The following is a 25,210-nucleotide window of genomic DNA, read 5'->3' as shown; positions in this document are numbered from 1 at the left end:
GCTGTCCCCTTTTCTAAACTTGAACAGCTTAAATGATGGCATATCGGTTGATTCATTCCCCTTTTTTCAAAACATATTCTAACAGGTATTTCCATTTCCTTTTAAAATCTTCTCAATCCAAAATGACATTTTTCCCTTCCTTCGTTAACTGGGCTAAGGAATCCTTCATTTGAAGAATCGTCTCTTCCGAGTGCCGTTCCCAAACGGCGAGCTCTGCGACGATGAGAAGCGGTTCCTTCGACCGGTAGGACCGTGTCGGATTGCCGGGAAAGCGCTGATCCGTTAAGTTCGGATCATCTTCAAACGGTCCAAGCGGTTCGACGAGATAAATCCGTTCCCGTTCGTCACCTTTGGCAAGCTCGGCTCCCCACTTTGCAGCTTCAAGTGTTGCGGTGAAATAAATATAATTCGAGCGTTTTTCCTGATAGTTAGACAGGTAATTAATTTGTAATTCATCTCCGACTCGTAATACGGCTTTTGTCCCATGCAGAAACGGTCCCTGGTCGAGCACTTTGGTTTGTCCGGTCATTACTGTTCACATCCTTTACTACAATCTTGTTTGTAGTGTAGAACAGAACGAAACGTAAAAGTAGTCTGTTTTCGTCTACAGATTCGCGGTATAATTCCAGTAGAGAAGAATGAAAAACTCCCGACATACGTCACGTTCCGGTTGGAGCGGTGCGTTTTGTTCGGGAGTTTTTCGTTTAATAATGATAACGGCATTGAAGGATTTCCACTTGTTCACTCGTCGACCTGTAAACGAGACGATGTTCCGAGTCAATTCGCCGGCTGTAAAAGCCTTGTAAATTTCCTTTTAATGCTTCCGGTTTGCCTATGCCAGTCAAATTGCCGTTTCGTTTTACGTCTTCAATCAGTGTATTGATCCGCTTCAATTTTTTTCTGTCTTCTTGTTGCCAATACAGATAATCTTCCCATCCATGATCCGTAAAAAGTAGACGGACTTTACTCATCAATCAACGTTCTTTCTGTCAGCTTTTTTTGTTCCAGCTGTTCGATTGACTCCAGTAGACGGACTGAATTTTGAGGACTTCGCATTAAATAGATGGTCTCCATCAAACGATTATATTCTTCTTCAGAAAGTAAAACGGCATTTTCGTTATTTTTTCGTGAAATGATGACAGCTTCCTTATCATCATGCACTTGATCTAAAATCTGTTTAAAATTTTTCCGGGCATCACTGTATGTGACAATCGACATCATTAGTTCCTCCTTACGTGGTTTTCTCTATTTTTATTGTACATGATTTCGTACAACTACTCAATCTTCGTTTCTGTTTCCTTTCACAATAGAAAGCCCGGCTCCCTTCCAGATTGACAACTTTTGTCAAAATGGTATCGTAAAAGTATCACGTTCAAGGATGTGGAAAATCATATTCATCGTCGAGCTGCTCGTCAACGCCTGCATCGCGTTTACCGGGTTTTATATGATATCAAAAATCATTCATTCCACCCGATTCTCATCCTATACCGTTAAGTCGCTGATCATTGGTCTTGCGACCGGATTACTCGGGGTAATACTGATGTTCAAGGGCATCCAGGTCAATGAGTCGTTACGGATGGATTTACGTCATTTGCCGCTCGTCCTGCTCGCTTTTTACGGCAGCCGCTTCCCGCTTGTCATTGCCACCTTGATCATCGCCGGTTCCCGTTTTTTGTTTGGTGTGACCCCGCAAGCATTTATTGCCTTTATCGCCATCATTGCCATCAGTACCGGGATGATTTGGATTCATCGCCAACTCCTGAATCAGCCGTTTCGGCAGAATCTCGCCCTCAATGTCTGGGCGCTGTTGATGATTACATTCGCCGTTCTGATTAATTTGGGCTTTAACGATGCCTCGCTTCGTCTGTTACTTGCGACCTGGACGATCGGTCTTGCCGTTGGTGTCCTGTCGAGTATGCTGACGCTTGATTTCCAGACGCTGAACCGCCAAGTCGAACTGTACAAACAGTCTTCAGAACTTGATCATCTGACTGGACTGTATAACCGACGGGTCTGGGACAGCAGGACAGCAGGACTGGAACAGGAAGGTCGCATTTATAACGTGCTTGCCCTCGACATCGACCACTTTAAACATGTCAACGATACATACGGTCATGGAAACGGGGATCTCGTGTTGCAACAGTTCGCGAATATCCTAATGGAGGAAACGCGTCCCCACGATATCACGGCACGGATCGGCGGAGAGGAATTCATGCTTCTGGTCTATGACCTGACTCCGTCCAAAGTCATCAAAGTCGCGAACCGGATTCGGGAACGAATTGCGAATGAACGGTTCCAACTGGACGGATTTCCTGCCATCACGGTCACAGCTTCCATCGGAATTGCTCACGGAAAACAGATTCACATCCAGCACATGAACGGACTAGCGGACGAAGCCTTATATACGGCGAAACAGCAAGGAAGAAATCGGGCGATCCTGTTCAATCAGCTCGATCAGCAGGACGTTGCGGTATCGCACACTTCAACGGAAACAACTACTTAATGACATATCATCGGAGGTTTTACTTATGTATGAACCGAAACGGGAATTCATGACGACTTCGGAAACAATTCTTTTTGTCAGCAGCCTATTCATGTGGATATATGTGATCCAATACTTCGGCATCGCCGATTCATGGTGGTGGATGTTGCCGACTATGACGTTAGTTTTATTTTTACGCTCGTTCGTTGGCCGACGGGTCGATTTGAGTATTAATTGGGCTGATGATGAGGAAGAATCCAGAAAGTCCGAATCAAAACAAGGGTAAACAAAAACAACAGCCCGGTTTCTCTCACTTTTTTAGGAGCAGAACCGGGCTGTTGTTCATTTACTGCTCTAAATAACGTTCCCGCGTTAAGACCATCAGAATCGAATCAACTCGTCGTCCGCCAACTTCGAGATCGTCCTCTTCTACACCGGTCACCTGAAAGCCCAGTTTTTCATAGACGTGCCGCGCCCGCGGATTAAAGTCAAAAACGCTTAACGTCAAGCGATCAAGCGATGTCTGTTGGAACAGGTAATCAATCAGCAACCGGGTCGCTTCCGTTCCAATCCCGCGGTTTCTGCCGGCTTCTCCAATCAGAATTCGGAAGTTCATGCTGTGGTCGCTTGACTGATACTCATTGACGACGACCTCTCCGACCAGCGTGCCGGTTGCTTTGTCGATGACTGCCAAATCCAGACGATCCGGCTGGTTATACCTCGTTCCGTACCAGGTTTTAAGCGTCTCCCGGTCAAAATCCGCTTCACTTCCGGTCAGTTTAAGGACTTCCGGATCTCGCAAACATTGTTCGATTAAAGGGAGATCTTTTGCTGCAAACGGCCGGAGGATGGTCGTGGTTCCTACTAAGGTTGGTTTTATTGTTAAATGAATCATCAGTTTCTCCTTATCATTCTTTTTTAGCCTCAAACTAACCGACTCCTGGGAACCTTTTCCTTTTTCCGGACGTAAGGAATGATAACGCACTTTCAGGAGGAGATAGTATGTATGAATATCAATATATCCGGATTGACTTCAAACGATTGTCCGGAAATCCAAAAGAAGATTACCGGGAAGTTATCAATCAACAGGCGGAAAAGGGTTGGCGGTTCGTTCAGCTTATCGCTCCGGATTTCGTGACGTCCGGTGTCGGTGTCGGAACCTATTACGAACTCATTTTTGAACGTCCGTCTTCTTTAAGCCGTAACAGATGAGGACTTGTCCCTATCCATTATACAAGACATGCAAATCAAAAATGACACTTCCTTACAATTTTGTACGTTTTATTTACAATTTCAGTCCTTTATACTGGATGTATTCTAACCGTATACAAAAAAGGAGTAATGTTCTCTATGAAATTCCCCAAATGGCTCCTTTACCTCGGTGCACTTCCGACGTTCATTTTTTCCTTTTATGCCATCACGAATCCATCCTTTCGCGCTGATATCGCAGGATCGTTACCGATTGCTGCCCCTGTCCTTGCTGTCATTCTTACTTTATTTGTCGGTTACTGGACCCTGTTCTTTATTTTTGTGAACGGGCTTCGCCGGCACCTCGACTTAATCGTTTTGTCCGCCCTGTTGCTGATTTGTTTTCTGTTAACAAGCTTGTTTGCGACACTCGACTATTTCCTCACGTAATGGATGTACCCCAGTCATCTTCCAGATGACTTTTTCCATTTTCTTCTTGCTTTCTTCCTTTCTGTCCCTTAATATCAATTGTAATAAATTTCTATATATTAAAAAAACATTTGGGGAGGATGACGCATGCGTGAAACCTGGAAACATCCTGCTTTATTGTTGTCGAGCGTCGGCATCTCCAATCTCGGGGCATGGGTGTATTTTATCGCCCTGAACCTGATTGTCCTCGAACGGACGAATTCAGCGTTCGCTGTCTCGATTCTCTACATGCTTGTCCCGATTGCCGCCCTGTTATCAAGTTTTTGGTCCGGCACGGTCATCGATCGCGTCGATAAACGAAATCTGATGGTGCTGCTTGATGTGTCCCGGGCCGTCTTGATTGCCATCTTACCGTGGATCGACTCGTTATTCGTCTTATATACACTGGTTTTCTTGATCAATATCGGCAGCTCGTTGTTTGAATCGGCTTCTCTGATCTACATGACGAAACTCGTCTCGAAAACCAACCGGCAACGGTTTAATGCCTTAAAAAATTTCATACAATCCTGCGGCTTCATTCTTGGACCGACGATTGCCGGTCTCTTGTTCCTCGTCGGCTCCCCGACGTTCGCCATCTATCTGAATGCCGGTGTACTTGGTATGTCGGCACTGATTCTGTTTTCCCTGCCGGATATCGAAAAACAGGCAATGATTTCCGGTGCCGAGCGGCTCAGTTTCAGCATGATCGTCGCCGACTGGAAAGAAACGTTCCGTTATGCGCGCAAACACCGTTACATTACGCTTGTATATGCACTGTTCTGTGTGATGACGATTTTCATGTCCGGACTCGATTCACTCGAAGCGACGTTCGCGACCCGCGTTCTTGATTTTTCCGAGAGTACGTATGGCTTTCTCGTCAGTATTGCCGGGCTCGGTATCATTGCTGGTTCCATCATTAACGCGACGTGTACGAAATGGCTCAGTTTACGCTTCCTGATCGGCTTCGGAGCCATCGCGACTCCGGTCGGCTATCTCATCTTTGCGACGGCGACCGATTTCAGTTTCGCGGCAATCGGTTTTTTCCTGCTGACGTTTGCGTTATCGTTCGCGAATACCGGATTCTTGTCGTTTTATCAAAACAATGTTCCCGTTTCGATCATGGGACGATTCTCCGGCGTCATCAATGTCGCGGAATCCATCTTGATCATCGGACTGACGTTGTCAATCGGTCTTTTAGCCGAAACGTTTTCAATCCGGTCAACCTATATCGTCTGCTCGCTCGGCTTTTTACTGATTAGTCTCGTGTCGTTACCGATCGTCTTTAAACGGACCAAACAAGCGCTGTATGCGATGACGGTCGACGACGAAATCAAAGCATCTTGAACCGGACAGGTCAACGGGGAATGATTCCTTGTTGCCCTGTTTTTTTTCGTCCAGGCGACAACCGGACATGCTATAGTCAAGAAAATGGGTATCCGCTGAAGGAGGGATTTACATGACGGGAATCGACTGCCTGTTGTATCTGCATCACGAACTGGACCGGTATACCGAAACCGAATTACATTACATTTCGCAACCGGGTGTCTGGTCGCTTAGTCAAATGTATGATCATATTTTACTTGTCGCCCATGAATATATGGACGAAGTCGAAATCTGTGCTTCGCTGACGACCGATACAGCGGACGGTAAAACACCGTTCGGAGAAGAATTATTCCGTCAAAATGCCTTTCCACCCGTCAAAATCAGACTGCCGGACGAGATGAACGCCCCGCCGGACAATACGGACAGCCGGAATCGCTTAAAAGAACGTCTGCTTGAACTGATTGAACGGATGGAAGACTGGTCGAAACGGCTCGATCACATCGAACCGCAACGGAAAACAAGACACGGTGGTTTCGGTTCGTTGAATGCGCAGGAATGGTATCAACTGATCGAAATGCATACCCGGCACCATTTCCGGCAGAAAAAAGAGTTGGAACAAATTCTTCTAAGCTGACTGTTATATCACAGTATTTAAGGCCAGGAAGCCCACTGCTTCAGTGGTGGGAGTGTCAGATAAATACTATGTCTTATACTAAAACCTCCCGATGCCATGATCCGGGAGGGGTTTTTGAGGGCTTGCTATTTTTGACTGATATGAGTTCGTTTCGTTTTACAATGTCTTTGTCAGGACCAAATCGATTTGTTTATCTTCTCCCATATAGAATGCGTGTGCTCCGGATTGTACAAAACCAAAACGTCGATAAAAGCGTAACGCCCGGTGATTTTCTTCCCACACCCCTAACCAGACTTGCTCCATCCCCTGTGCTTGAGCAATCTCGAATGTTTTCTCAAGCAACTGCTTTCCAAGACCTGTCCCCTGATATGCTGAACGGATATAAATCCGTTCGAGTTCCAACGACTTCCCTTCCGTCGGCTCAGTTTGAGCTTCTCCGATGTTCAGCTTTAAATAGCCGGCAATTTCCTCATCACTTTTAATAAAATAGAAAAACGAATCTGAACGTTCAAGCTCCCCTGTTAATTTTTCGAGTTTATAGGATTGGTTGAGATAATCCTCTAGATGTTGCGGATCATTTTGGGAACCAAACGTCTCCGAAAAGGTTTCTATGCTAATCGCCTGTAACGTTCTGACATCCTTGACGTCACAGCGGACAAACTCAATCGTTTCTTTCACCCTGTTCACTCCTTCAAATAATGTCGAGTTCCACCTTTTTTGACAAAGTCCCATTCCCGCTCGATATTTTCACGGACGCGCTCCGTCAACTCCAGTAACCGGGCTTGTTCTTCTTCACTCAAACCAGCTAAAGCAACCCCTTTCGAATAAGCGTGTTCCTGAAGAATCACCGGACACGTTGCCTGTCCTTTTGCAGTTGCATACAGTTTTTTGATTTTTTTGTTCACGACATCCGGTCGTTTTTCGATGAATCCGGCTTTTTCTAATTTTTGAATCGATCGGGCGGCTGTCGTCCGGTCCACGAGAATCAGTTCAGCCAGTTTTTCCTGAATGATTCCTGGATTTTCACAAATCCGGACAAGATAAATGTATTGTCCTTTTGTCAGTTCCAGCTCTTTGAATTCAACATTGCTGATGGAATCGAGTGCCCGCGCAATCATTCCAATTTCACGTAATATTTCTCCCATATCGTCTCCTTTTTTTGTCTGAAGAATTATATAACTTTATTATATTGTTTTTTGTTGCAAATGCAACATATTTTAATTTGTATGATTTTGTTAAAAACCCTTTCATCCAATTGACAAAAAGTGTATATTAAAATCATCTATTCGTTTAAAGGAGGATCTACCTACCCCGTGAAATTCTTTAGAACAAACCGGACCAAAGAGTTGTCATGGATTCCGGAGCAGGAATGGCAAACCGTCTGCGCCAAACGATCCATTCAAATCCAGCAGCATCCGAACGAACAACTCGTCGGTCTTGCTTACAATAATCAACAGCAGGTCGTTCAAGTGACACGTAACATTCATGCACCACTGTTCAGTTATTACGTGACGTTACTGGAAAATCGTCACACGCATAAAACGGTTTTATCGAAACGTTCGCATATGACGATTCAACACTTGTCGACACGTCTATTCGACTCGAATGAATTTGCTGAATTCAGCTTGCTCGACATCCATGTCCGCGAGGAAGGTCTCGGCGAACGTGGTTTACTGCTCGAATCGCTAATTCATGATATTCAACATAAATATACCCATTATCGGGTCAGCGGAGACTTTACCGCCATTTCTTACGGTGGACGCGTCTCTGCCGAATGCTTTACCCGTTACGGCTTTACAATTGAACAGGATCGGTTGATTTTAAAAAATTTTCATGACCGACTGTTCGTCAGCTAATCATGGCTCAGGAGGTAACTGGTTTGGATTTAATCAACCGAAAGTGGTTCAACAATATTGTCCACATGCTTGGATTCTTTTTAATGGTCACGGCTTATCGAGACTTATGGAAACGTCCGAAGACACGCGGTCCCAAATGGCTTTGGGGCATCCTGATTTTTCTCGTTAATTATCTTGGACCGATTTTCTATTTGGTTTGGGGACGGCATGTCCCGACACCGAAAATAGCATCGCGTGTCAACTAAAAAAGCATCCTTCGTCCACCCGGTTGTCGGGTCAAACGAAGGATGCTTTTTTATCAGGCGCAAGTGGTAGGAGATCAACCGATTTTGTGTTAATTTGAATATATGAAACCGCTTGATAATCAACAGCGGCTTTCATTATTTTACCGTTTATTCGGTGACAGAAAAGAGGGATCTGATGACTTCACACCTGTCTACTCCATCCTACCGTCATTGGCAGGCCATCCAAAAACTGCATCACCGCTATATGAAGGAAGTCAACGCGGTCCTGAAAGATTGGGGCTTATCGAAATCACAGTTCGATATGCTTGATACGTTATACCGGGAACAAAGTGCGACACAAAAATCACTCGAGACGACACTTGAACTGTCGAGTGGTGCCATCTCCCAAACCTTAAAAAAACTATTCGAACTTCACCTCATCACCCGCAAACGAATCGATCGGGAAAAACGGTTGGTCTTGACACCGTCAGGCGAAACGATCGTCCAGGAATCGTCCCCTGTCGTCGAAGTCATTCATGAACAGTACTTCAAACAGTTTACGATGGATGAGCATGAGTCGTTTGACCGTCTTCTCCATAAGATGCAAAGCAATCATTTTTAATCCGGAAGGAGCTCTTCCAATGATTCTTCGACATTTTACACACCGCCGCTTTTTACCGGCCATCGTCGCCCGCGGCGGGCTGTCCGTAAAGGATACAGGTGGACACTACTTACACCCTCCGAGTGACCGGTTGTTACAGACGATGCATGACATGCGCTCTTCCGGTGAACTGACGTGGGACGAGACGGATACCGTTGCGCTTGACTTCGATTTCGTCAAGATGCAGGCGGCAGACATTGAAGTCCTTGAGCAAGTAAAGGATGTTATATGGAACGTCGACCCTGACTCGAGCGTCGGTCCCTCCCGCTTCGTCAAAAGCTTTTTATCGCTCGGCTACTTGACGGAAGAATCACGAGAACAGTTATCCGAATACTACTGAAGAACAGGTCACTTGATCTGTTCTTTTTTGGTTCACCTTCAGCTTCGTCGACTGTACATAAACAGCGTCACCGGGAACGTCATGACTTGAATGAACAGCACACACAATAGTGCAGTTAGGACATCTTCGATGATTCCCCACTGCACGAGCATGACTACCGCAAACACATAGAGGATACTCACCGCATATGACACCTGACCACTTTTCATCTTAATCGCTTCTTGCCGCTCGTCATATGTATCAGCGGAAGGAAAGACGAATTCAATCGCCAATTGACTGATTCCGAAGAGGATGAGGATGATACTGTGCGGGCTCGGTCCATCAACAAGAGTCAGATAGGTGCCGTAGACAAGTAGAATGGCGAACAGTACCCGATTAATCAAAGGCATTCGTTTCATTTAACATTATCTCCTTTTTTCTTTGCTTTTGGTCTGAAAATCGTTTCGATCGGACAATCAAACAGAGCAGCGATTGAAAACGCCAGCTCGAGCGACGGATTATAACGCTCTTTTTCGATGGAGATAATCGTCTGCCTTGATACACCCAGTGCTTTAGCGAGTTCGCCTTGCGACCACTGACGGGCTTCCCGTAACACCTTCACGCTATTCTTCATTCCTGTCACCTCTCGCTTCCAATAATAGGTAAAGTGAATCCTTGTGTCAAGTTTCCTTTACAGGCAAGATAAAAGAAAAACCACTCAACCGTCTCGATTGAATGGTCAATGACACATCAGAAATCCTATTTCCGGATCGTCCGGTACCGTGGATGTGTCGCGAGCACCGCATGTCGGATCGCTTCGACATGCTCGTCCCTCGCTTCCGTAAACGATTGGAGCGTCGGATAATCACCGACCAGCTGACCGTGATCCAAAATCACGAACCGGTCGCTCAGCGTCTGCGCCGCCTGGACATCATGTGTGATGAAGACGTAGGCGAGACCGAGCGTCGCTTTTAACTCCCGTAACAAGTCGAGAATCATCGCCTTGTTGACCATGTCGAGACTGCTGACGGCTTCATCCAGGATAATCAGCTTCGGATTCGTCGCAATCGCGCGGGCGATGCAGATCCGTTGCAACTGTCCGCCGCTGAACTGATGCGGATATTTCGTCAAATCCGCTTCAGTCAGTCCGACCTGTTCCAGCAAGGTGATGAGCCGTTGCTCGAGTGCATCCGGCGTCAAACGCAGGAAGTTCGTCAACGGCTCGGCAATGATTTGTCCTGCTGTGAGTTTCGGATTGACGGCAGCAAATGAATCCTGAAAGACGACCTGGATGTCCTGCCGTGAAGACAGATTCTGATAGATATCCTGTCCTTCAAACAGCACCTGTCCCTCTTTCGGCCGCTCAAGTCCGAGCAGAATCCGTCCGAGCGTACTTTTACCGGCACCGCTCCGGCCGAGTAGGCCGAGGCACGTCCCGGCTTCAAGTGTCAGCGAGACATCCTGTAAGACGGTCTGCTCCGGCTGCCGCGACAAAAAACGCTGATTGCCGTACCGGTGCGAGACGTGTTTGATCTGCAGAAGACTCATGCGTTCATTCCTCCCGCCTGAAGACCGTGCTGTTCTAGCAACCGTCGTGTATACGGATGTTGCGGCCGGTCGAACAAATCAAAGACATCCGCCTGTTCGACGATTTCCCCTTCCCGCATGACGAGAACGTGATCCGCCATTTCAGCGATGACGCTCAAGTCGTGCGATATCAACAGAATCGCCGTGTCGTATGTCGCCCGGACTTTCTCCAGATAATACAGCACCAGCTTTTGATTGTAGACGTCAAGCGCCGTCGTCGGTTCGTCGGCAATCAGGACATGCGGACGCAGGCAAACCGCAAGCGCAATCATGACCCGTTGTAACATCCCGCCGCTCAGTTCGAACGGATAGGCTTTTAAAATCCGGTCCGGCTGTTCAAGATTGACTTCAAGCAGCGCTTCAATCGCCCGCTCCTTCGCTTCGCGTTTACTGCACTGGTCGTGTGTCCGGATCGTTTCCATCAATTGATGACCAATCGTGAAGACCGGTGTGAAGGCACTCATCGGATTTTGCATGATGAAGGCGATTTGACCGCCGCGGACACGACGAAGCGTCCGGTCGGACAATGTCATCAAATCGGTCGCATCGAGCAGAATCCGTCCTGATTGACGGATGACCTTTTCATCGAGCAGCCGCAACAGCGCGAGACTCGTCACGGTCTTCCCGCAACCGCTCTCACCGACCAGTCCGGTGATTTGTCCGGCCGCGAGCTGAAACGAGATATTTTGGACAAGCGGCTGACCGTCCGCGATCGTCTCAATCGTCAGATGTTCGACGGATAATACAGGTTTCATCCGGGTGCCTCCTTTCATTTTGATTATTTGTTCATACCGAACCGTTCCGATAATGATTCTCCGAGCAGGTTAAAGCTCGCAATGACGAGCATGATCATCACACCCGGATAAATCATCAGTTCCGGATTCGTCCGGATATACGATTTTCCTTCGTGAATCATCGCTCCCCATTCTGCTCCGGGGGACTGGACGCCAAGACCAAGGAACGACATCGCTGAGATGTCCATGATGGCCCAGCCCATCTCGAGGGTGCCGATGACAAGCAACGGCGGCAGGATATTCGGCAACAGGTGCATCCGGAAGATTTTCCAGTGCGAGGAGCCGTTGACGCGTGCCGCAGCGATGAAGTTCTTTTCCTTCAGCGTCATGACAAGCCCACGGAACATCCGGGCATAGTAAACCCACTGGACAAGCATCAGGGCGATGATGACTTGTTTCAGTCCCGGTCCGAAAATTCCGACGAGACCGAGGACGAGAATCAGACTCGGGAACGCCATCACACCGTCACAAAACCGCATCAGCAGTTGGTCGACCCAGCCGCCGATGTAGCCGGCGAGCGTGCCGATCAACAAGCCGATTAACAGCGATGACGCAAAAATCAGGACGGCAAATCCGAGCGATACCCGGGCGCCGTATAACAGACGCGATAACGTACAGCGTCCGAGGTGGTCGGTCCCGAGCGGATACGTCCAGGACGGGTCCTGCAGTTTCACCGCCAGATTGACGAGATACGGATCATGCGGCGCAAGCCACGGTGCGGCCAGTGCCGCGAGAAACAGCAGACCTAAAAAAACAGAACAGCCGATCAAAATCAGCTGTTGGTTCGACAGGCGGTCCAGCAGACGTGTTCGTCCGAGCGGCACATTCATCGTCTGTTCCCTCCTTTCCGGGCAATCCGCGGATCGATTGCCAGTTGCAACAAATCAACGAGCAGACTGCTGCCGATAAATAATAAAGCAGCCAGGAACACATACCCTTGAATGATCGGCATATCCCGGTCAAAAATCGCTTCGATGAAATAACGGCCAAATCCTGGCCAGGAGAAGACGGTCTCGACGATGATCGTTCCCGTCAACAGTTTCCCGAGATTCATGCCGAGTCCGGTGATCATCGGAGGAATCGCGACCCGTAAGACGTGTTTCCCGAGGATGACCGTTTCACGGATTCCGCGTGTCCGGGCAAACTGGACGTACGGTTCGCGCATCGTCTCGATGACACTTGTCCGCAACAGCCGTGTGTAAAGGGCAATCAACGGTAACGCAAGCGTGATCGCCGGCAAGATGACGTGACTCGGACTGCCGATGCCGCCGACCGGTAACAAATCGAGCTGGACGGCAAAAAAGAAAATCAGCAGATAGCCGAGCCAAAATGACGGAATCGACGCACCGATGAAGGCAATCACCCGGCTGAGATGATCAAAAAAGCCGTTTTTGCGAATCCCGGCGAGAAAGCCGAGCGGAATGCTGACGATGATCGCCAGAAACAGACTGGTCATCGCCAGTTGTAAGGTCGCCGGCAGACGGAGCAACACTTCGTCCAGGACCGGTTTTCCCGAGACATAGGACGTTCCGAAATCAAACCGGGCCAGCCGGGCGACTGTTGTCACGTATTGTGTCAAAAAGGATTGATCGAGTCCGAACTCGGCCCGTTTCTGGCCAAGCACTTCTTCTGTCGGTTGGATATGGGCGGCAGACAGATAGGCTTCCGCCGGATCAACCGGTGACAAATGAATCATTGCCGTCAGCAGTAAAATCGCGAGGAGCAGGATCGGAATGACCGACCCGACCCGTTTGAGAATATAGACGCCCATTCCGTTCACCTCTCTTATTTAATGCCGATTTGTGCGAACGGACTTTCATCGCGGTTTGCCGCAAACTTGAAGTTCGTGACATCCGACTGGTAAATCGCCATCTTCTTCAAATACGAGATCGGAACGAGAGCACCTTGATCTTGCAGCGACGGCAGAATTTCGGCATACATCGCCTGACGTTTCGTTTCATCCGTCTTTTTCAGGACATCTTTCATCTCTTTCAATAACTGATCCTTGTTCGGGTAAGCGGAAATTGCTTCTTTGAAGCCGAATCCGTCAGTCCCGATGATATTAACGAACGTGTGCGGATCATATGGTGCACCGAAGTTACTGTACATGTTGATGTCAAACTTATTGTCTTTGAAACGCTGGACCTGGTCCGGCAGCTCGACACCGACGATCTTCAGATCGACGCCGATATTCGCCCACTCCGATTGTAACGTCTCCGCCATCGCTTTTTGGACAAGTTCCGCTGCATCGTACATCATCTCGACCTGTAACGGTTGACCGTCTTTTTCGCGGACCTTTTTCCCGTCCGGCAGTTTCCAGCCGGCTTCGTCGAGTAGCGTTTTAGCCTTTTCGACATCAAAGTCCCGTTTTTCAACGTTCAGTTTTGATGTATACGGCAGGTTCGGCGGCAGGATGAAGTCAGCCGGTGCTTCAAGACCGGATGTAATACCTTCAACGAGTGTCTTTTTATCAAAACCGTATTGCAAGGCTTGACGGACGCGTTCGTCTGCCAGCTGTTTTTTCTTCGTGTTCATGATCAACAGACGTGTCGCAACCGGCTCCGACATCGTCGTCTTGTAAGATTTTGTTGCTTTCAGTTGATTATAGGCGTCAACACTGATCGCCCCTTCTCCGAAAATCAAATCGATGTCGCCTTTTTCAAAAGCGAGTACGCGGCTTTCGGCATCCGGAATGATGTCGACCTTGATTTTTTTCACTTTCGGCTTCGGTCCCCAGTAGTTTTTGTTGACCTTAAACGTCGCATATTGATCCGCCTTATACTCGTCGAGCACCCAGGGACCGGTTCCGACTTCTTTTTCGACACCTTTTGACGTGTCGCCGTTTTTCGGGAAGCCCGCTTCGCCGAGGAATCGGACCGGACGGACGACCGCCAGTTCCTGAATCGTCGGATAGTACGCTTCCGATAAGGTCATCCGGAACGTCTGCTTGTCGACGGCTTCCGTTTTTTCGATTTTGGAGATGAAGCCAAGCCAGCTATGTAAGGCTTTGTTTTTAAGGACTGCATCAAAGTTCTTTTTGACGATCGTCGCATCAAACGTCGAACCGTCCGAGAACTTCACATCGTCACGCAACGTGAACGTATACGTTTTGCCGTCTTTTGAAATGTCCCATGATTTCGCGAGGAACGGTTCGAGCTTTCCGCCTTCCGCGTAATGGACGAGCGGCTCATAGACCATCGACTGGGCAAACAGTTGCGACGGGTTATAGACATGCGGATTCATCTCGCCGATGTCACGCGGCCAGGCCATCGTTAACGTATCTTTATTTTTCTTATTGTCAGAACCTTCGTTCGGGTTCGAACAGCCGAACAACAGTGTCGTAATCGAGAGGATGGAAACAGCTTGAATAATGGATTTCTTACGGCGTGAAACGTTCATAGTAAACAAAACTCCCATTCGTATTGATAATCATTTTCAATTGTAAGAGTCCGTGCTAAGAATTGTCAATGGATAATCGGTGAAAGTGTTGATTTTGCTGTGTTTTAAGACGTTTTAATCTGATCATCCATAAAAGAAAGCACTCATCAAATGGCATGAGTGCTGAACGGTTCTAATTCTTTTCATTTGGTCCGGCAGTCAAACGCCAATACTTCGACGTCACAGCCTTGCCCCTCAAGATTCGGACTGCAGGCATACGGTCCGACTTTCCAGTCCCCTTCCGCATGCAGATGGGCAATCCGTAGCTGCTCCTTCGTCTCACCGTCAACGAAGTACAGTTCGACGTCCTGTTGATTGCAGACCAACTCAAACGTCAACGGATGATCAAAGACCGTGTTGTCGATATCCCGCGATGACCAGTCGGAATAACCGAATGATGTGACAACGGCTCCGAGATGCGATTTTCCATCCGGAATGAATTCCGCTGAAACTTTTAACCAGTTGTCATCGTTTAAATAGAGAAGGATCCCCGCCTGATCATACGTTAGACGCGGGTGCAGCTTCACTTCGATCCGGCAGGAAAAAGATGCTGCCGGAATCGGTTTAAGTAAGGCATGTCCCGTCATCCGGTTAAATTGATAGTACGTGTTGCGCCAAAAGTCGGTATCGCCCTCTGTCGTGAACTTCAATTGTTGTTGATTGTCGATTGCAGACGGTTGGTTGAGCCATTCGTAATCTTGCCACATGGTGATTCCTCCTATTTTTACAGGTTAGCGCGCTATAACTCGCTAGTCATTTCTCATACGTTCGAACTCTAGATGCTCAGGCGACCCATCATTGGATGAATCCAAAAAACCGTGTCCCCAATATGCTGCTGTGTATTTGCCGTCTTTTTTCTTTACATTGAATAGATAAGATGTTTTTGGTTCGTCCTCTAAAATTATGTCATATGCGTATCCGAATTTCCAATACTGACCTTTTATTTGATAATCTTCTTTTTCTAAACCAAATTCTTGTTTCAGCTGGCCTTCTAAATACAGTTGGTGCAACACCTTTTGATGATAGATAAACAAAAAGCAAGATATAAAAGCAAGAAGAATGCTAAGTAAGATCAACCGCCCAATCCGCCATTTGCCGTTTGCTTTCCAAAAGTTCGTCATCGGCTCTTCTTTCCTCCTGTCTCTACGTATGATACGGTACGAATAAGGAAGATATTGTTAATGCAAGTTCCTACTCTTACGAAAGAAGTGATTCACTTGAAAAAACATCTTCTGAGCCTCTGTTTCCCGGTCGTCTTTTTAATCGTTCCGTTCTGGACCGTTCAACTGTCGGCCCTGTTACAGGCACTCTTTTTCCTGATGTTATTCATCTCAATCTGTCTGTCACTACATACGGCCTGGACGTTACTCAGCCCACGTATTCCGAACTGGACGGCCCGCGTCAACAGGATTCATCCGGCGCTTGGTATCTTGCTTGGTTTTGCTCTCCTGGCAGCGTTCGGCTATCTGTTTTTCACTGTCTTTTCCCTCGTCACGTTCGGCATCATCCAAAGTGTCCTGACGATTGTCCTGATGTACATCGGCCTGGCGATTTTTGTCTTCCTCCTCAGCTGTTTCGTCGAAGGAATCACGCGTCAAGCCAAAGACTCGCTGTTTCAGCCCGTCTTGATTTTTGTCTCGGTTTCTTATGTCGTCTTGACGACGTTCGGGATTTTACAACTCATCGCTTAACCCCTTAACCCGTCTCCGAACGGGTTTATTTTTCGTGGTGCAAGATCCCCTCTGCATCCAGCCGGACGTGCAGATTTCCGTCAAGTTCGAGAATGAGCGGACTCGTAATGGCCGGTTTCGGTGAGAACAACCATGTCCGGTCTTCTCGCCCGAGCAACAGATGTGTCCCGTCTTCCGGTGCTCCGAGGAAGTTCAGGAAGTCGATGTTAATCGGTTGATGGTAGCGGTGAAAGACACCGAGCTCGGCGAATTTTGCTCCGACACCAGCGACGTCCGGCGTCGTGACGTTCATTTCACCGATGTCAAGAATGTTCTGTTCGGTAAACGTTTCAAGCGACTTGTCCGGATTGACATCATGCCGGGCAATCAGTTCGACGACGTTTTCGTCCGGATCATAAAAGTAAACGGAATGGGCATTGATATTTTCAAAATAGATTTCGTCTTCCCCATCCTCGATCAGTAACGGGACTTGGTGTTTCAACCAATCTTTCGCAAGTTGGAAGGCATCCCCCGGAACATTAAACGCAAAGTGGTATTGTTTCGGTTGCTGTGTCGTATCGAGCTCGAAGCGAAGCTGACTCGTTCCGATTTGCACCGCAAATGTCGTTTTCGTCTCTTCGACGAGTGGAAAACCGAGTGTCGTCGTGTAAAAGTCCTGCATCGGTTTTAACTCATTCGTCCAAAGTGTCGCTACTGTAATTTTCATCTTCCTTCTCCTTCGTCATCGCTTTAAATTGATTAGCTTTAGTATACAATAAATGATGTATAATACTGGTTAAAAAGTAAGTACATACCTATTTAGAAACGGAGGCAGAAAGATGAAACGTTATACACTGGAATGCGGCGGTATTTCAACACAGATTACCGAATGGGGCGAAGCGGACCGCCCGGTCATTTTTTGCCTGCATGGTCTCGGCGGAACGAGCCTCAGCTTCATTGAACTAGCGGACGCCTTACAAGATACGTACCGGATCGTCTCGATTGATGCACCCGGTCATGGAAAAACCGAACCGTTTCCGGACGAGCGCGACTATCGGTTCGCCCGGTTCTCCGATTGGCTGAACCGGCTGTTTGACCAGCTGCACATCGAGGACTTTTATTTCCTCTCGCACTCTTGGGGCAGCTTCATCGCACTTTTTTATCAGAAGGAACAGCCAGAGCGGGTCCTCGGATCCATCCTGCTTGACGGTGGATATCAGAGCAAACGGTTACGCGGGACACCACTCGAACAGGAATCTGCGTTTTACGAGACGGATTTTGAAGAATCCGTCGCGACCTGGGAAGAATTCCGGGACGTTGCCGTTTATGGACCCAAGATGCGCCGGTCACCGCTGCTTGACTTAGCCGGAAAGGATTTCGTCCGGATGCAGGACGGGCGATACTACTGGCATGCCCGGGCAAAGACGGCGCGTGCGATTCTGACCGCGATGTACCAGGACGAAATTCTCGATTTCCTCGACGACGTCCCCGGTGACAACCTGGTGTTACTCCGTGCGACGTTACCTGTCTCCGATGAGCCGTTCCGGCAAGAAGCGATTACCCTATGGCAGGAGAAAACCGGTGGAAGCGTCGTGTCTGCTCCATCGACGTCCCATATCATTCACTGGGATGATCCGGAATTCGTACTGCAGGTCATTCGGGAATACTGGACGAACTCCCTTGCCGTCAACGAACAACACACTAACATTTGAAAAGATGGACTGATTAAAAAACGACTCCCTACTCATGAGGAGTCGTTTGCTTTGTCTATTCTTCGATCAGGCGACGTTTTCGATGAAGCGCCGGACTTCTTTCCGTGACTTTAACACGATAATTGTCTTCGTCGCTTCGACTTGAGCGAGTCTCGCTTGAATGCCTGGCCGCTGTTCATCCGGATATCGCCACACCCACTTCAAAAAGGAAACATCAATTTTTTCCGGACACCCTGCTGCCATATCCGGTCGTGACTTGTGCCGGTACCGGATCGACCGTTTCAGAATCCGGTAGACGCAGGTCGTTCGCGGCAGATCAAGAAAGATGATCGTATCCGCAACGTTCAACCGGAGATCCATCGTCTCGCCGTAGTTCCCGTCAATGATCCAGTCGTCCCGGCTGATCAAATTCGTTTGAATCTGTCGTTGTTCCTCGCGCGGCACCGCCTGCCAGTCTGCCCGCCATAATAAACTGTCGAGATGGTGGACACGGATGCCCAGTCGTTGACCGAGTTGACGGGCTAACGTCGACTTGCCCGATCCGCCGGAACCGATTAGCATGATTTTTTTCATTCCGTTTCCTCCTGCGTTTCCACCCACTCCAGCAGGAACCGCCCGCCGGGACCAATCTGTTGCACCAACGGCCGGTCTGCTTCAATCACACGACCGATGACGTTGACCCGTTCGTCGGCCGTTAGATCCCGTTTTGTGATTTGTAATTCACCGGCATACCGTCCGTAATTCAGATTGTCGATCGTGATTGATCCAACCAGTCGGTCTGCCAGGACGACGGATTCAAGTAATCCGTTTCCAGGTCGGCCGTAAGCACGTGACTCCACCGACCGGATGACGTCCCGCGCCGGATCCATCCGGTTTGTCTGGATACTCTTTAAAAGCGGATCATCACCGGTACCGGTTGCCCGGAGAACAATGACGCCCTCCTGATACGCGGCGAACTGGTGCATCGTTCTTTCCGAAATACCGGGATCGCCAATCAGAATCCGGTCGACGGACGATTCCAACTCGAGATAGCAGGCAAATGGTGACTGTCCCCGGTGATCTTCGAGCGTCGGTAACGTGGCATGCAACGGACCGCGTAATGATCCGTCTCCCGGGATGAACGCCTGAACCCGGATTCCTTGCCCGTGAAGCCACGTATTTTTATCGTTGAACCAGTTCCGGTCGAGTCCCGTTTCCGGACGGGGATAAAAGTTATGCCACGCTTCAACGTGCTCCAAGATAAGTCCCTCCGCTTTCATCGCGTCGAGTTCATCCGCTGTTACCGTACTGGCGTTCAAGGCGATCATCATCTGTTTTGACAAATTCGCGACCTGCTTCGGCGTCACCCCGTAATCGACACGTAATCCGGTCACGCCCCACTCGGTTAACGTTCCGGCATCATCCCATGTCTTACCGAGCGCAGCAAGTGACGTCGGGGCGATATCCGCGACAAGCTCCATCTTGAGTTCTCCGGCCAACTCACCTAAATTCCGCAACCGTTCGGTATAGAGCGACGGATCATCTTCCGGAATATGTAACGACGTAAAGATCGATGTAAAACCAATCGTCCGCATCTGTTGGATGCTGTCTTTCGCCTCATCTGTCAGTGGTTCACTCAAATAAACGGCAAGTCCTTTCATCTGTTCCACTCCTTCTTGTCAGCATAGTGTTCAAAGACCATCAATTGTCACCAAAGTTCCAATATAAGAATTTTTTAGGATATACTTCATGAATTATGATACCATTAGTACGAGATCCATAAAGGAGAGATTGTATGAAACGAATTTTGATTCCATTCCTGTCGATCGCCTGTCTGGTATTGATCTGGAACGGCTACAGCCAGCATGCCGATTCAAAGACGGACCTGTTCCACTATAAACATTCCTATGTCGGCGACAACAGCGCCGTCACGAATATCGTCAAAGAACTGGCACACCATCAAGAGTTGCATCAGATTGCCCTCGAAACGAAACAAACACCGTATGGAATCCATTTGACTTACAAGGACATCGAGACGGAACAAGTCGAACAGGAGATCAAAGAAACGGTCCTGTTCAACGCGACCTACCTGTTTGTCCTCGTCGATAACGTGGACCGGATTACATTTACCTTCCCGGATTATACCTTTACCGTGACCCGCGATAAACTGAATGGCTGGTACAACACGCAACTCAGTACAATCGAACAGGAACAAGCAGTCACAAAATTGATTCAGCGTCATTTGAAGTCTGAAGACAAGATCAACCAGTTTTTCGCCGACTGATGCAGGACTGACAACGCGTCAAAAAAAGATGGAATATCACGGTCATGTGATCTTCCATCTTTTTGTTGTGCACAGTTCTTCTGCTGACGTTAAATTCCGTCCGCCATTTCTTCCTTAAATCCAAACCAGAATGTAAACAGGAAACCGAAGACGTACGAGATGACGAGACCGCCGATATACGTCAGGTACATCCCGTTATCGATCAACGGTGTCAACGACAGACCGGATACACCGACGCCAAGCGCCGCCGTTTTCATCGTCGCTTGGAAGGCACCCCCGACTGCGGCTCCCATACAAGCCGTCAGGAACGGACGACCGAGCGGTAACGTGACCCCGTACAGCAACGGTTCACCGATACCGAGGAACCCGACCGGAATCGCTCCCTTGATAATGTTGCGCAACCGTTGATTCCGTGTCTTGACGAAAATCGCCATCGCTGCTCCGACTTGCCCGGCTCCTGCCATCGCAAGAATCGGTAACAGTGCCGTATTGCCAATCGTATTTAACAGCTCCAAGTGAATCGGTGTCAATCCGTGATGGAGACCGACCATGACGAGCGGCAGGAAGAATCCGGCGAGGACGGCACCGGCAAGCGGACCACCGACTTCGAGAATCACGTTGATCGCTTTCATGATGCCGTCTGATAACACGCCGGCGACCGGCATGATCGCATAAAGTGCCGTAAAGCCGACAATCAAAACGGTGAAGAGTGGCGTAAAGATAATATCAATTGAGACCGGCATGAACCGGCGGATATGTTTTTCGAGATACGTCATCAACCAGGCGGCAAAGATGACCCCAAACAAACCACCCCGACCGACGACAAGCGGTTCCCCGTAAATAACGATGTCGACAAGCAACGGATTAAACAGAATCCCCCCGGCAATCGCCCCGAGGACCGGCGTGCCACCGAATTCCTTCGCCGTATTCCAACCGACGAGAATCGCTAAGTAGGCGAAGACCGTACTACCAATCAATAATAGAATCTGCATCCACGTTTCTGTCGCATCGACTCCGGCGTTTTTCGCAAAGTTTGCCGCACCGTTGATGATTCCTGACGCGACCAGTCCCGGAATGAGCGGGATGAAGATATTACCTAAACGGCGTAAAAAGCGTTTGAACGGTGATTTTTGTTTGTCCTTCACTTTTTGCCGTTCAATTGCGGTCCGTTCTTCAAACGTCAAATTCTCATCGACCGACTCTTCACCGATCGCAAGCCCTGTCTCGCGGCTCAAGTGGTCGGCGACCCGGTTGACCGTTCCCGGTCCGACGACGATTTGCAGCGTCTCGTCATCGATGACGCCCATGACACCGTCAATTTGTTTCAGTGCCGGTATATCGGCTTTCGTCGGATCCTTCAGCGACAACCGGACACGTGTCATACAGTGGGCCAGTTGCCGGAGGTTGTCTTTTCCCCCGACATGTTCGAGGATGGCGGATGCCAACACTTCTTCTTTCTTCATGTTCGTCCCCCCTTAAAGCGCGTCGCGGACGAATCCGTGCGCACGTTGTAATCGTTCGACTGCCTCAGTATACGAAACGTCCGCTAAAATCATGACGATCGCCGTCTTGACGTGGCCGTTCGCCGATGTGAAATAACGCGCGGCTGTCTCAAGCTCAACCCCTGTCGCTTCCACAATCATCCGTTTGGCCCGAATTTCGAGTTTTTCATTCGTCGATTGGACATCGACCATCAAGTTTTGGTAGACTTTCCCGACGCCGATCATCGACGCCGTCGAAATCATGTTCAACACGAGCTTTTGTGCCGTCCCGGCTTTGAGCCGGGTCGAGCCGGTCAAGACTTCCGGACCTGTCTCGACTTCAATCTGGAGGTCAGCATGCTGGCTGATGATGGCTTCTTTATTACAGGATAAGGCAGCCGTTACCGCACCGACTTCACGTGCATAGTCGAGACCGCCGATGACGTATGGGGTCCGGCCGCTTGCCGCAATGCCGATGACTGTATCGTTTGCCTTTAACTGCAGGGCTTGTAAATCTTCGACGGCCAGCGTCTTGCTGTCCTCCGCCCCTTCGACGGCTTTGATCAGTGCCCTTTCGCCCCCGGCAATCAGTCCGACGACCATGTCCGGTGAGACCCCGAACGTCGGTACACATTCTGCCGCATCGAGCACACCCAGTCGTCCGCTCGTGCCGGCTCCGATATAAATCAGCCGTCCACCTGATTGAAACGATTGAACGACTCGATCGACGACTTGTTTGATGACCGGAATTTCCTGCCGGATGACACTCGCGACCGTCTGATCTTCCTCGTTCATGACCGTCAGGATGTCTTCGACTGACATATCGTCTAGACTCATCGTTCGTTCATTGCGGCGTTCTGTCGCCAATTTCTCTAACATAACTTTCATCCTCTCTCAACAGCTCCTTTTTTCCTGATCATAGCGAAACATTAATCCAAAAATAAATTAATATATTAGAAATAAAATTTCAGAAGAAGTCAATAGGGAAAGCCCAATCGAGTCGATTGGACTCCCTCAAACGAGCCTGTTATTTATTCCAGTTGCGGAATCCGTCCCCGAACTCGCGGTACAAGCCGGTTTGGAACGTACCGTCCTTAAACTTCGGTACATCAACCGGTAATTTCCCTTGTGGTACGAATTCACCAAAAATGGCGCGGATTCCTGCCGGTAAATTCGGTCCGGCTGATTTTGTGTTTCCCGCTTCCGAATCCGGTCCGTTCGGATCACCTTTGAAGCCGTAAACGAGTAATTGGGCGTCAGCATCCGGTTGGACGGCGACGTCATACGGATTCCGCAGACTGAGCAGGACGGATTTTTTACCCGTTCGGTTTGCCTGACGGAATACTTCAGCCGGCACATAATGATCTGCGGAAGATGTTCCGAGCTTCGCACTGTTATTGACGTTCGAGCCGACAATCAGATAGTCTGCTTGACTAATTTTCTCCTGAAGCGCCGGATTTTGATCGAGATGCGGCGTCGAGGCACCATAATTTTCCGTCAGCACGTTGACCTGCTTCAGGTTCCCGGCATTTTTCTCAAGCGACCGGATCGTCTTGACCATGCTGTCCGTCTGATCTTTTGTTGGTGACAGGACAAGGACCGTCTGCCCTTTTTTCAGTTTGAACGGCAATGTCTTCCGGTCATTTTTGACGAGCGTGACTGCCGCTTCCGTCATCTGCCGCTCAAGCGTCTTGTGCTCAGGACTGCCGACGATCGACTTCGCCTCGACCAGTTTTTCCTCAAGCGTCACATTCGAAGTTGCTTCACTCCAAATACCGCGTTTCGCTTTGAGTGTCAGAATCCGTTCGACCGAACGATCAATGTCCGCTTCCGAAAGCTTCCCGATTTCAACCGCTTCGATCACGTCGTCAAAAATCGACTCCAGTTTCGTCACATCGTTCACGGACCGGAGGATCGTCGGCATCAACGCGATATCGACACCAGCTTTAAACGTTTTGATGACGGCTTCCGACTCCGTGAAATTGTCGACAATCGCCTGCATGTTCAACGCATCGGTGACGACAAGTCCCTGATACCCGAGCTCTTCCCGTAAGACACCGGTAATGACGTCATCCGACAATGTCGCCGGTAACGGGAATGTTCCTTGTTTAGACTCGACGACCTCATCCTCGATCTGCGGCATCCCGATGTGTCCTGTCATGACCATGTCGATTCCTTCCACCACTGCCCGCTTGAACGGAATCAGTTCGAGCTGTTTCAGTTCCGCCAGTGATTTATCGACGACCGGCAGACCGTAATGCGAATCGACCGCCGTATCGCCGTGTCCCGGGAAGTGTTTCGCCGTCGCAACGACCCCTTGTTCCTGGATACCGCGCGTCATGGCCGAACCCAGTTCCCCGACCAGGTTCGGATCACTGGAAAATGAGCGGACCCCGATGACGGGATTGCCCGGATTGTTGTTGACGTCCAGGACCGGACCAAAGTTGACGTTGATGCCGAGCGCATGCAGTTCGGAACCGATAATTCCGCCTGCCGCTTCCGCATAAGCCGGACTGCGGGTCGCCCCGAGTGCCATGTTGCCCGGTAAGTTCGTTCCCGTTCCGAGTCGCGTCACGATTCCGCCTTCCTGGTCGATTGTTACGAACAACGGAATGTCGTTGCTTGGATCCTGCTCGACGACTTCCTGCAGATCATGGACGAGTTTCGTCGTCTGTTCCGTCTCGCTGACGTTTTCCGCAAACAGGATGACACCGCCTAAATCAAACCGGTCGATGACCCGTCCGACTTCCGGTGCCAGTTGCGTATGATTGACCCCATCCCATAACCGGAAATCCGGCATAATCATTTGACCGATTTTTTGTTCAAGTGTCATCTGTTCCAGTTGCGCGTCGACCCGTTGCGTGACGGAAGATGTCGTTTCGGCCGCGACCGGTTGCACCGGCAGAGACGCGGCAAGTAACGCCGTCGTCAATCCGAGTGTCGCCGTCCAGTTGAGTTTCTGTCCCATATGCTCAGCTCCCCTTTTGTTTTGACTCCTGCCTGATTGCTGTTGCTTCCCCGTGTTCACTGTTAGTATAACAAGCCTAACAATCAGAAACAATATTTTATTTGAAAGCGTAAACATTTTGAAACAAAGTTTCTTTAATCAT

General features: G+C 49.1%; 34 protein-coding genes. 13 read left to right on the top strand and 21 right to left on the bottom strand.

Going from position 1 to position 25,210, the window contains the following annotated elements; translation table 11 throughout:
• Positions 1-112: 112 nt before the first annotated feature.
• From arr to ACP26N_RS07305, 3 genes are all read right to left on the bottom strand, one after another.
• Positions 113-529, bottom strand: coding sequence for an NAD(+)--rifampin ADP-ribosyltransferase (gene arr / locus ACP26N_RS07315; RefSeq protein WP_131972843.1), 417 nt, complete (start codon positions 527-529; stop codon positions 113-115).
• Between the two features lie 175 nt (positions 530-704).
• Complete coding sequence (locus ACP26N_RS07310) at positions 705-971, bottom strand: Txe/YoeB family addiction module toxin (protein WP_290830926.1); 267 nt, start codon at positions 969-971, stop codon at positions 705-707.
• Complete coding sequence (locus ACP26N_RS07305; RefSeq protein WP_114595958.1) at positions 964-1,218, bottom strand: type II toxin-antitoxin system Phd/YefM family antitoxin; 255 nt, start codon at positions 1,216-1,218, stop codon at positions 964-966. The genes ACP26N_RS07310 and ACP26N_RS07305 overlap by 8 nt, the downstream gene beginning before the upstream one ends.
• A gap of 160 nt (positions 1,219-1,378) precedes the next feature.
• Here ACP26N_RS07305 and ACP26N_RS07300 point away from each other — a divergent pair, with 160 nt between their 5' ends.
• Entirely contained in the window at positions 1,379-2,503 is a 1,125-nt protein-coding gene (locus ACP26N_RS07300) for a diguanylate cyclase (protein ID WP_131504041.1), read from the top strand.
• A 25-nt stretch (positions 2,504-2,528) separates the two neighbouring features.
• Positions 2,529-2,768, top strand: coding sequence for a hypothetical protein (locus ACP26N_RS07295; protein ID WP_426355236.1), 240 nt, complete (start codon positions 2,529-2,531; stop codon positions 2,766-2,768).
• Between the two features lie 60 nt (positions 2,769-2,828).
• Here ACP26N_RS07295 and ACP26N_RS07290 read toward each other — a convergent pair whose 3' ends face one another.
• The gene (locus ACP26N_RS07290) at positions 2,829-3,377 is read right to left on the bottom strand and encodes a GNAT family N-acetyltransferase (protein WP_426355235.1); all 549 of its coding nucleotides are present in this window, start codon (positions 3,375-3,377) and stop codon (positions 2,829-2,831) included.
• A gap of 107 nt (positions 3,378-3,484) precedes the next feature.
• On the opposite strand from ACP26N_RS07290, the gene ACP26N_RS07285 reads away from it, so the two are divergent.
• From ACP26N_RS07285 to ACP26N_RS07270, 4 genes are all read left to right on the top strand, one after another.
• Positions 3,485-3,694: a DUF4177 domain-containing protein gene (locus ACP26N_RS07285; RefSeq protein WP_214854951.1), complete on the top strand. Its 210-nt coding sequence runs from the start codon at positions 3,485-3,487 to the stop codon at positions 3,692-3,694.
• A 138-nt stretch (positions 3,695-3,832) separates the two neighbouring features.
• Positions 3,833-4,120: a hypothetical protein gene (locus ACP26N_RS07280; protein WP_131972845.1), complete on the top strand. Its 288-nt coding sequence runs from the start codon at positions 3,833-3,835 to the stop codon at positions 4,118-4,120.
• Between the two features lie 126 nt (positions 4,121-4,246).
• Complete coding sequence (locus ACP26N_RS07275) at positions 4,247-5,482, top strand: MFS transporter (RefSeq protein WP_131504037.1); 1,236 nt, start codon at positions 4,247-4,249, stop codon at positions 5,480-5,482.
• A gap of 112 nt (positions 5,483-5,594) precedes the next feature.
• Positions 5,595-6,095, top strand: a complete 501-nt coding sequence (locus tag ACP26N_RS07270; protein WP_354021019.1) for a DinB family protein — start codon at positions 5,595-5,597, stop codon at positions 6,093-6,095.
• Positions 6,096-6,251: 156 nt separating this feature from the next.
• On the opposite strand, the gene ACP26N_RS07265 is transcribed toward ACP26N_RS07270, so the two are convergent.
• Both ACP26N_RS07265 and ACP26N_RS07260 read right to left on the bottom strand, forming a co-directional pair.
• Positions 6,252-6,773 carry a GNAT family N-acetyltransferase gene (locus ACP26N_RS07265; protein WP_426355233.1) on the bottom strand — a complete coding sequence of 174 codons (522 nt, stop codon included), beginning with the start codon at positions 6,771-6,773 and terminating at the stop codon, positions 6,252-6,254.
• Between the two features lie 5 nt (positions 6,774-6,778).
• Entirely contained in the window at positions 6,779-7,240 is a 462-nt protein-coding gene (locus ACP26N_RS07260; protein WP_131504034.1) for a MarR family winged helix-turn-helix transcriptional regulator, read from the bottom strand.
• Between the two features lie 168 nt (positions 7,241-7,408).
• On the opposite strand from ACP26N_RS07260, the gene ACP26N_RS07255 reads away from it, so the two are divergent.
• The 4 genes from ACP26N_RS07255 (at position 7,409) to ACP26N_RS07240 (ending at position 9,176) form a co-directional block, all read left to right on the top strand.
• Positions 7,409-7,951, top strand: a complete 543-nt coding sequence (locus ACP26N_RS07255) for a hypothetical protein (protein ID WP_131504033.1) — start codon at positions 7,409-7,411, stop codon at positions 7,949-7,951.
• A gap of 23 nt (positions 7,952-7,974) precedes the next feature.
• Positions 7,975-8,196: a PLD nuclease N-terminal domain-containing protein gene (locus ACP26N_RS07250; RefSeq protein ID WP_251138750.1), complete on the top strand. Its 222-nt coding sequence runs from the start codon at positions 7,975-7,977 to the stop codon at positions 8,194-8,196.
• 175 nt (positions 8,197-8,371) lie between these two features.
• Positions 8,372-8,797 (top strand): MarR family winged helix-turn-helix transcriptional regulator, encoded by a 426-nt coding sequence (locus ACP26N_RS07245; RefSeq protein WP_214854964.1) that lies wholly within the window; start codon positions 8,372-8,374, stop codon positions 8,795-8,797.
• A 19-nt stretch (positions 8,798-8,816) separates the two neighbouring features.
• Positions 8,817-9,176, top strand: coding sequence for a hypothetical protein (locus tag ACP26N_RS07240; protein WP_426355230.1), 360 nt, complete (start codon positions 8,817-8,819; stop codon positions 9,174-9,176).
• Between the two features lie 38 nt (positions 9,177-9,214).
• Here ACP26N_RS07240 and ACP26N_RS07235 read toward each other — a convergent pair whose 3' ends face one another.
• The 9 genes from ACP26N_RS07235 to ACP26N_RS07195 all read right to left on the bottom strand — a co-directional run bounded on the left by ACP26N_RS07235 (position 9,215) and on the right by ACP26N_RS07195 (position 16,095).
• Positions 9,215-9,574, bottom strand: a complete 360-nt coding sequence (locus tag ACP26N_RS07235; protein WP_426355228.1) for a hypothetical protein — start codon at positions 9,572-9,574, stop codon at positions 9,215-9,217.
• On the bottom strand, positions 9,571-9,789 hold the full coding sequence (locus ACP26N_RS07230) for a helix-turn-helix transcriptional regulator (RefSeq protein WP_426355226.1): 219 nt from the start codon (positions 9,787-9,789) through the stop codon (positions 9,571-9,573). The genes ACP26N_RS07235 and ACP26N_RS07230 overlap by 4 nt, the downstream gene beginning before the upstream one ends.
• A 125-nt stretch (positions 9,790-9,914) precedes the next feature.
• Complete coding sequence (locus ACP26N_RS07225; RefSeq protein WP_426355224.1) at positions 9,915-10,703, bottom strand: ATP-binding cassette domain-containing protein; 789 nt, start codon at positions 10,701-10,703, stop codon at positions 9,915-9,917.
• Positions 10,700-11,497, bottom strand: a complete 798-nt coding sequence (locus ACP26N_RS07220) for an ATP-binding cassette domain-containing protein (RefSeq protein ID WP_131504027.1) — start codon at positions 11,495-11,497, stop codon at positions 10,700-10,702. Before ACP26N_RS07220 ends, ACP26N_RS07225 begins: the two co-directional genes overlap by 4 nt.
• Positions 11,498-11,520: 23 nt before the next feature.
• Positions 11,521-12,366 carry a nickel ABC transporter permease subunit NikC gene (nikC, locus tag ACP26N_RS07215; RefSeq protein ID WP_426355222.1) on the bottom strand — a complete coding sequence of 282 codons (846 nt, stop codon included), beginning with the start codon at positions 12,364-12,366 and terminating at the stop codon, positions 11,521-11,523.
• Positions 12,363-13,307 carry an ABC transporter permease subunit gene (locus ACP26N_RS07210; protein WP_131504025.1) on the bottom strand — a complete coding sequence of 315 codons (945 nt, stop codon included), beginning with the start codon at positions 13,305-13,307 and terminating at the stop codon, positions 12,363-12,365. Before ACP26N_RS07210 ends, nikC begins: the two co-directional genes overlap by 4 nt.
• A gap of 14 nt (positions 13,308-13,321) precedes the next feature.
• On the bottom strand, positions 13,322-14,935 hold the full coding sequence (nikA, locus tag ACP26N_RS07205; protein WP_426355220.1) for a nickel ABC transporter substrate-binding protein: 1,614 nt from the start codon (positions 14,933-14,935) through the stop codon (positions 13,322-13,324).
• A gap of 182 nt (positions 14,936-15,117) precedes the next feature.
• Entirely contained in the window at positions 15,118-15,681 is a 564-nt protein-coding gene (locus ACP26N_RS07200; RefSeq protein WP_131504023.1) for a DUF1349 domain-containing protein, read from the bottom strand.
• A 42-nt stretch (positions 15,682-15,723) separates the two neighbouring features.
• On the bottom strand, positions 15,724-16,095 hold the full coding sequence (locus tag ACP26N_RS07195; RefSeq protein ID WP_131972855.1) for a hypothetical protein: 372 nt from the start codon (positions 16,093-16,095) through the stop codon (positions 15,724-15,726).
• A 60-nt stretch (positions 16,096-16,155) separates the two neighbouring features.
• Between ACP26N_RS07195 and ACP26N_RS07190 the strand changes: the two genes are divergently transcribed.
• Positions 16,156-16,665, top strand: coding sequence for a hypothetical protein (locus ACP26N_RS07190; RefSeq protein ID WP_426355218.1), 510 nt, complete (start codon positions 16,156-16,158; stop codon positions 16,663-16,665).
• A 25-nt stretch (positions 16,666-16,690) separates the two neighbouring features.
• On the opposite strand, the gene ACP26N_RS07185 is transcribed toward ACP26N_RS07190, so the two are convergent.
• Positions 16,691-17,371: a VOC family protein gene (locus ACP26N_RS07185; protein ID WP_426355217.1), complete on the bottom strand. Its 681-nt coding sequence runs from the start codon at positions 17,369-17,371 to the stop codon at positions 16,691-16,693.
• A gap of 112 nt (positions 17,372-17,483) precedes the next feature.
• Here ACP26N_RS07185 and ACP26N_RS07180 point away from each other — a divergent pair, with 112 nt between their 5' ends.
• On the top strand, positions 17,484-18,356 hold the full coding sequence (locus ACP26N_RS07180; RefSeq protein ID WP_426355216.1) for an alpha/beta fold hydrolase: 873 nt from the start codon (positions 17,484-17,486) through the stop codon (positions 18,354-18,356).
• Between the two features lie 66 nt (positions 18,357-18,422).
• Here the strand turns inward: ACP26N_RS07180 and ACP26N_RS07175 are convergent, their stop codons facing one another.
• Positions 18,423-18,929: a DNA topology modulation protein gene (locus ACP26N_RS07175; RefSeq protein WP_426355214.1), complete on the bottom strand. Its 507-nt coding sequence runs from the start codon at positions 18,927-18,929 to the stop codon at positions 18,423-18,425.
• Positions 18,926-19,996 (bottom strand): DUF871 domain-containing protein, encoded by a 1,071-nt coding sequence (locus tag ACP26N_RS07170; RefSeq protein WP_426355212.1) that lies wholly within the window; start codon positions 19,994-19,996, stop codon positions 18,926-18,928. The genes ACP26N_RS07175 and ACP26N_RS07170 overlap by 4 nt, the downstream gene beginning before the upstream one ends.
• 134 nt (positions 19,997-20,130) lie before the next feature.
• Between ACP26N_RS07170 and ACP26N_RS07165 the strand changes: the two genes are divergently transcribed.
• The gene (locus ACP26N_RS07165; RefSeq protein WP_426355210.1) at positions 20,131-20,619 is read left to right on the top strand and encodes a DUF4825 domain-containing protein; all 489 of its coding nucleotides are present in this window, start codon (positions 20,131-20,133) and stop codon (positions 20,617-20,619) included.
• A gap of 89 nt (positions 20,620-20,708) precedes the next feature.
• On the opposite strand, the gene ACP26N_RS07160 is transcribed toward ACP26N_RS07165, so the two are convergent.
• The 3 genes from ACP26N_RS07160 to ACP26N_RS07150 form a co-directional block, all read right to left on the bottom strand.
• Positions 20,709-22,082, bottom strand: a complete 1,374-nt coding sequence (locus ACP26N_RS07160; RefSeq protein WP_426355208.1) for a PTS transporter subunit EIIC — start codon at positions 22,080-22,082, stop codon at positions 20,709-20,711.
• A gap of 12 nt (positions 22,083-22,094) precedes the next feature.
• On the bottom strand, positions 22,095-22,979 hold the full coding sequence (murQ, locus tag ACP26N_RS07155) for an N-acetylmuramic acid 6-phosphate etherase (protein ID WP_426355206.1): 885 nt from the start codon (positions 22,977-22,979) through the stop codon (positions 22,095-22,097).
• A gap of 148 nt (positions 22,980-23,127) precedes the next feature.
• Positions 23,128-25,068, bottom strand: a complete 1,941-nt coding sequence (locus ACP26N_RS07150; protein WP_426355204.1) for a glycoside hydrolase family 3 N-terminal domain-containing protein — start codon at positions 25,066-25,068, stop codon at positions 23,128-23,130.
• Between the last annotated feature and the right edge of the window lie 142 nt (positions 25,069-25,210).

This window comes from Exiguobacterium sp. R-39, assembly GCF_049942815.1.
In the GTDB taxonomy this organism is placed as follows: domain Bacteria; phylum Bacillota; class Bacilli; order Exiguobacteriales; family Exiguobacteriaceae; genus Exiguobacterium_A.
This window is presented reverse-complemented; position numbering and strand designations above follow the sequence as displayed.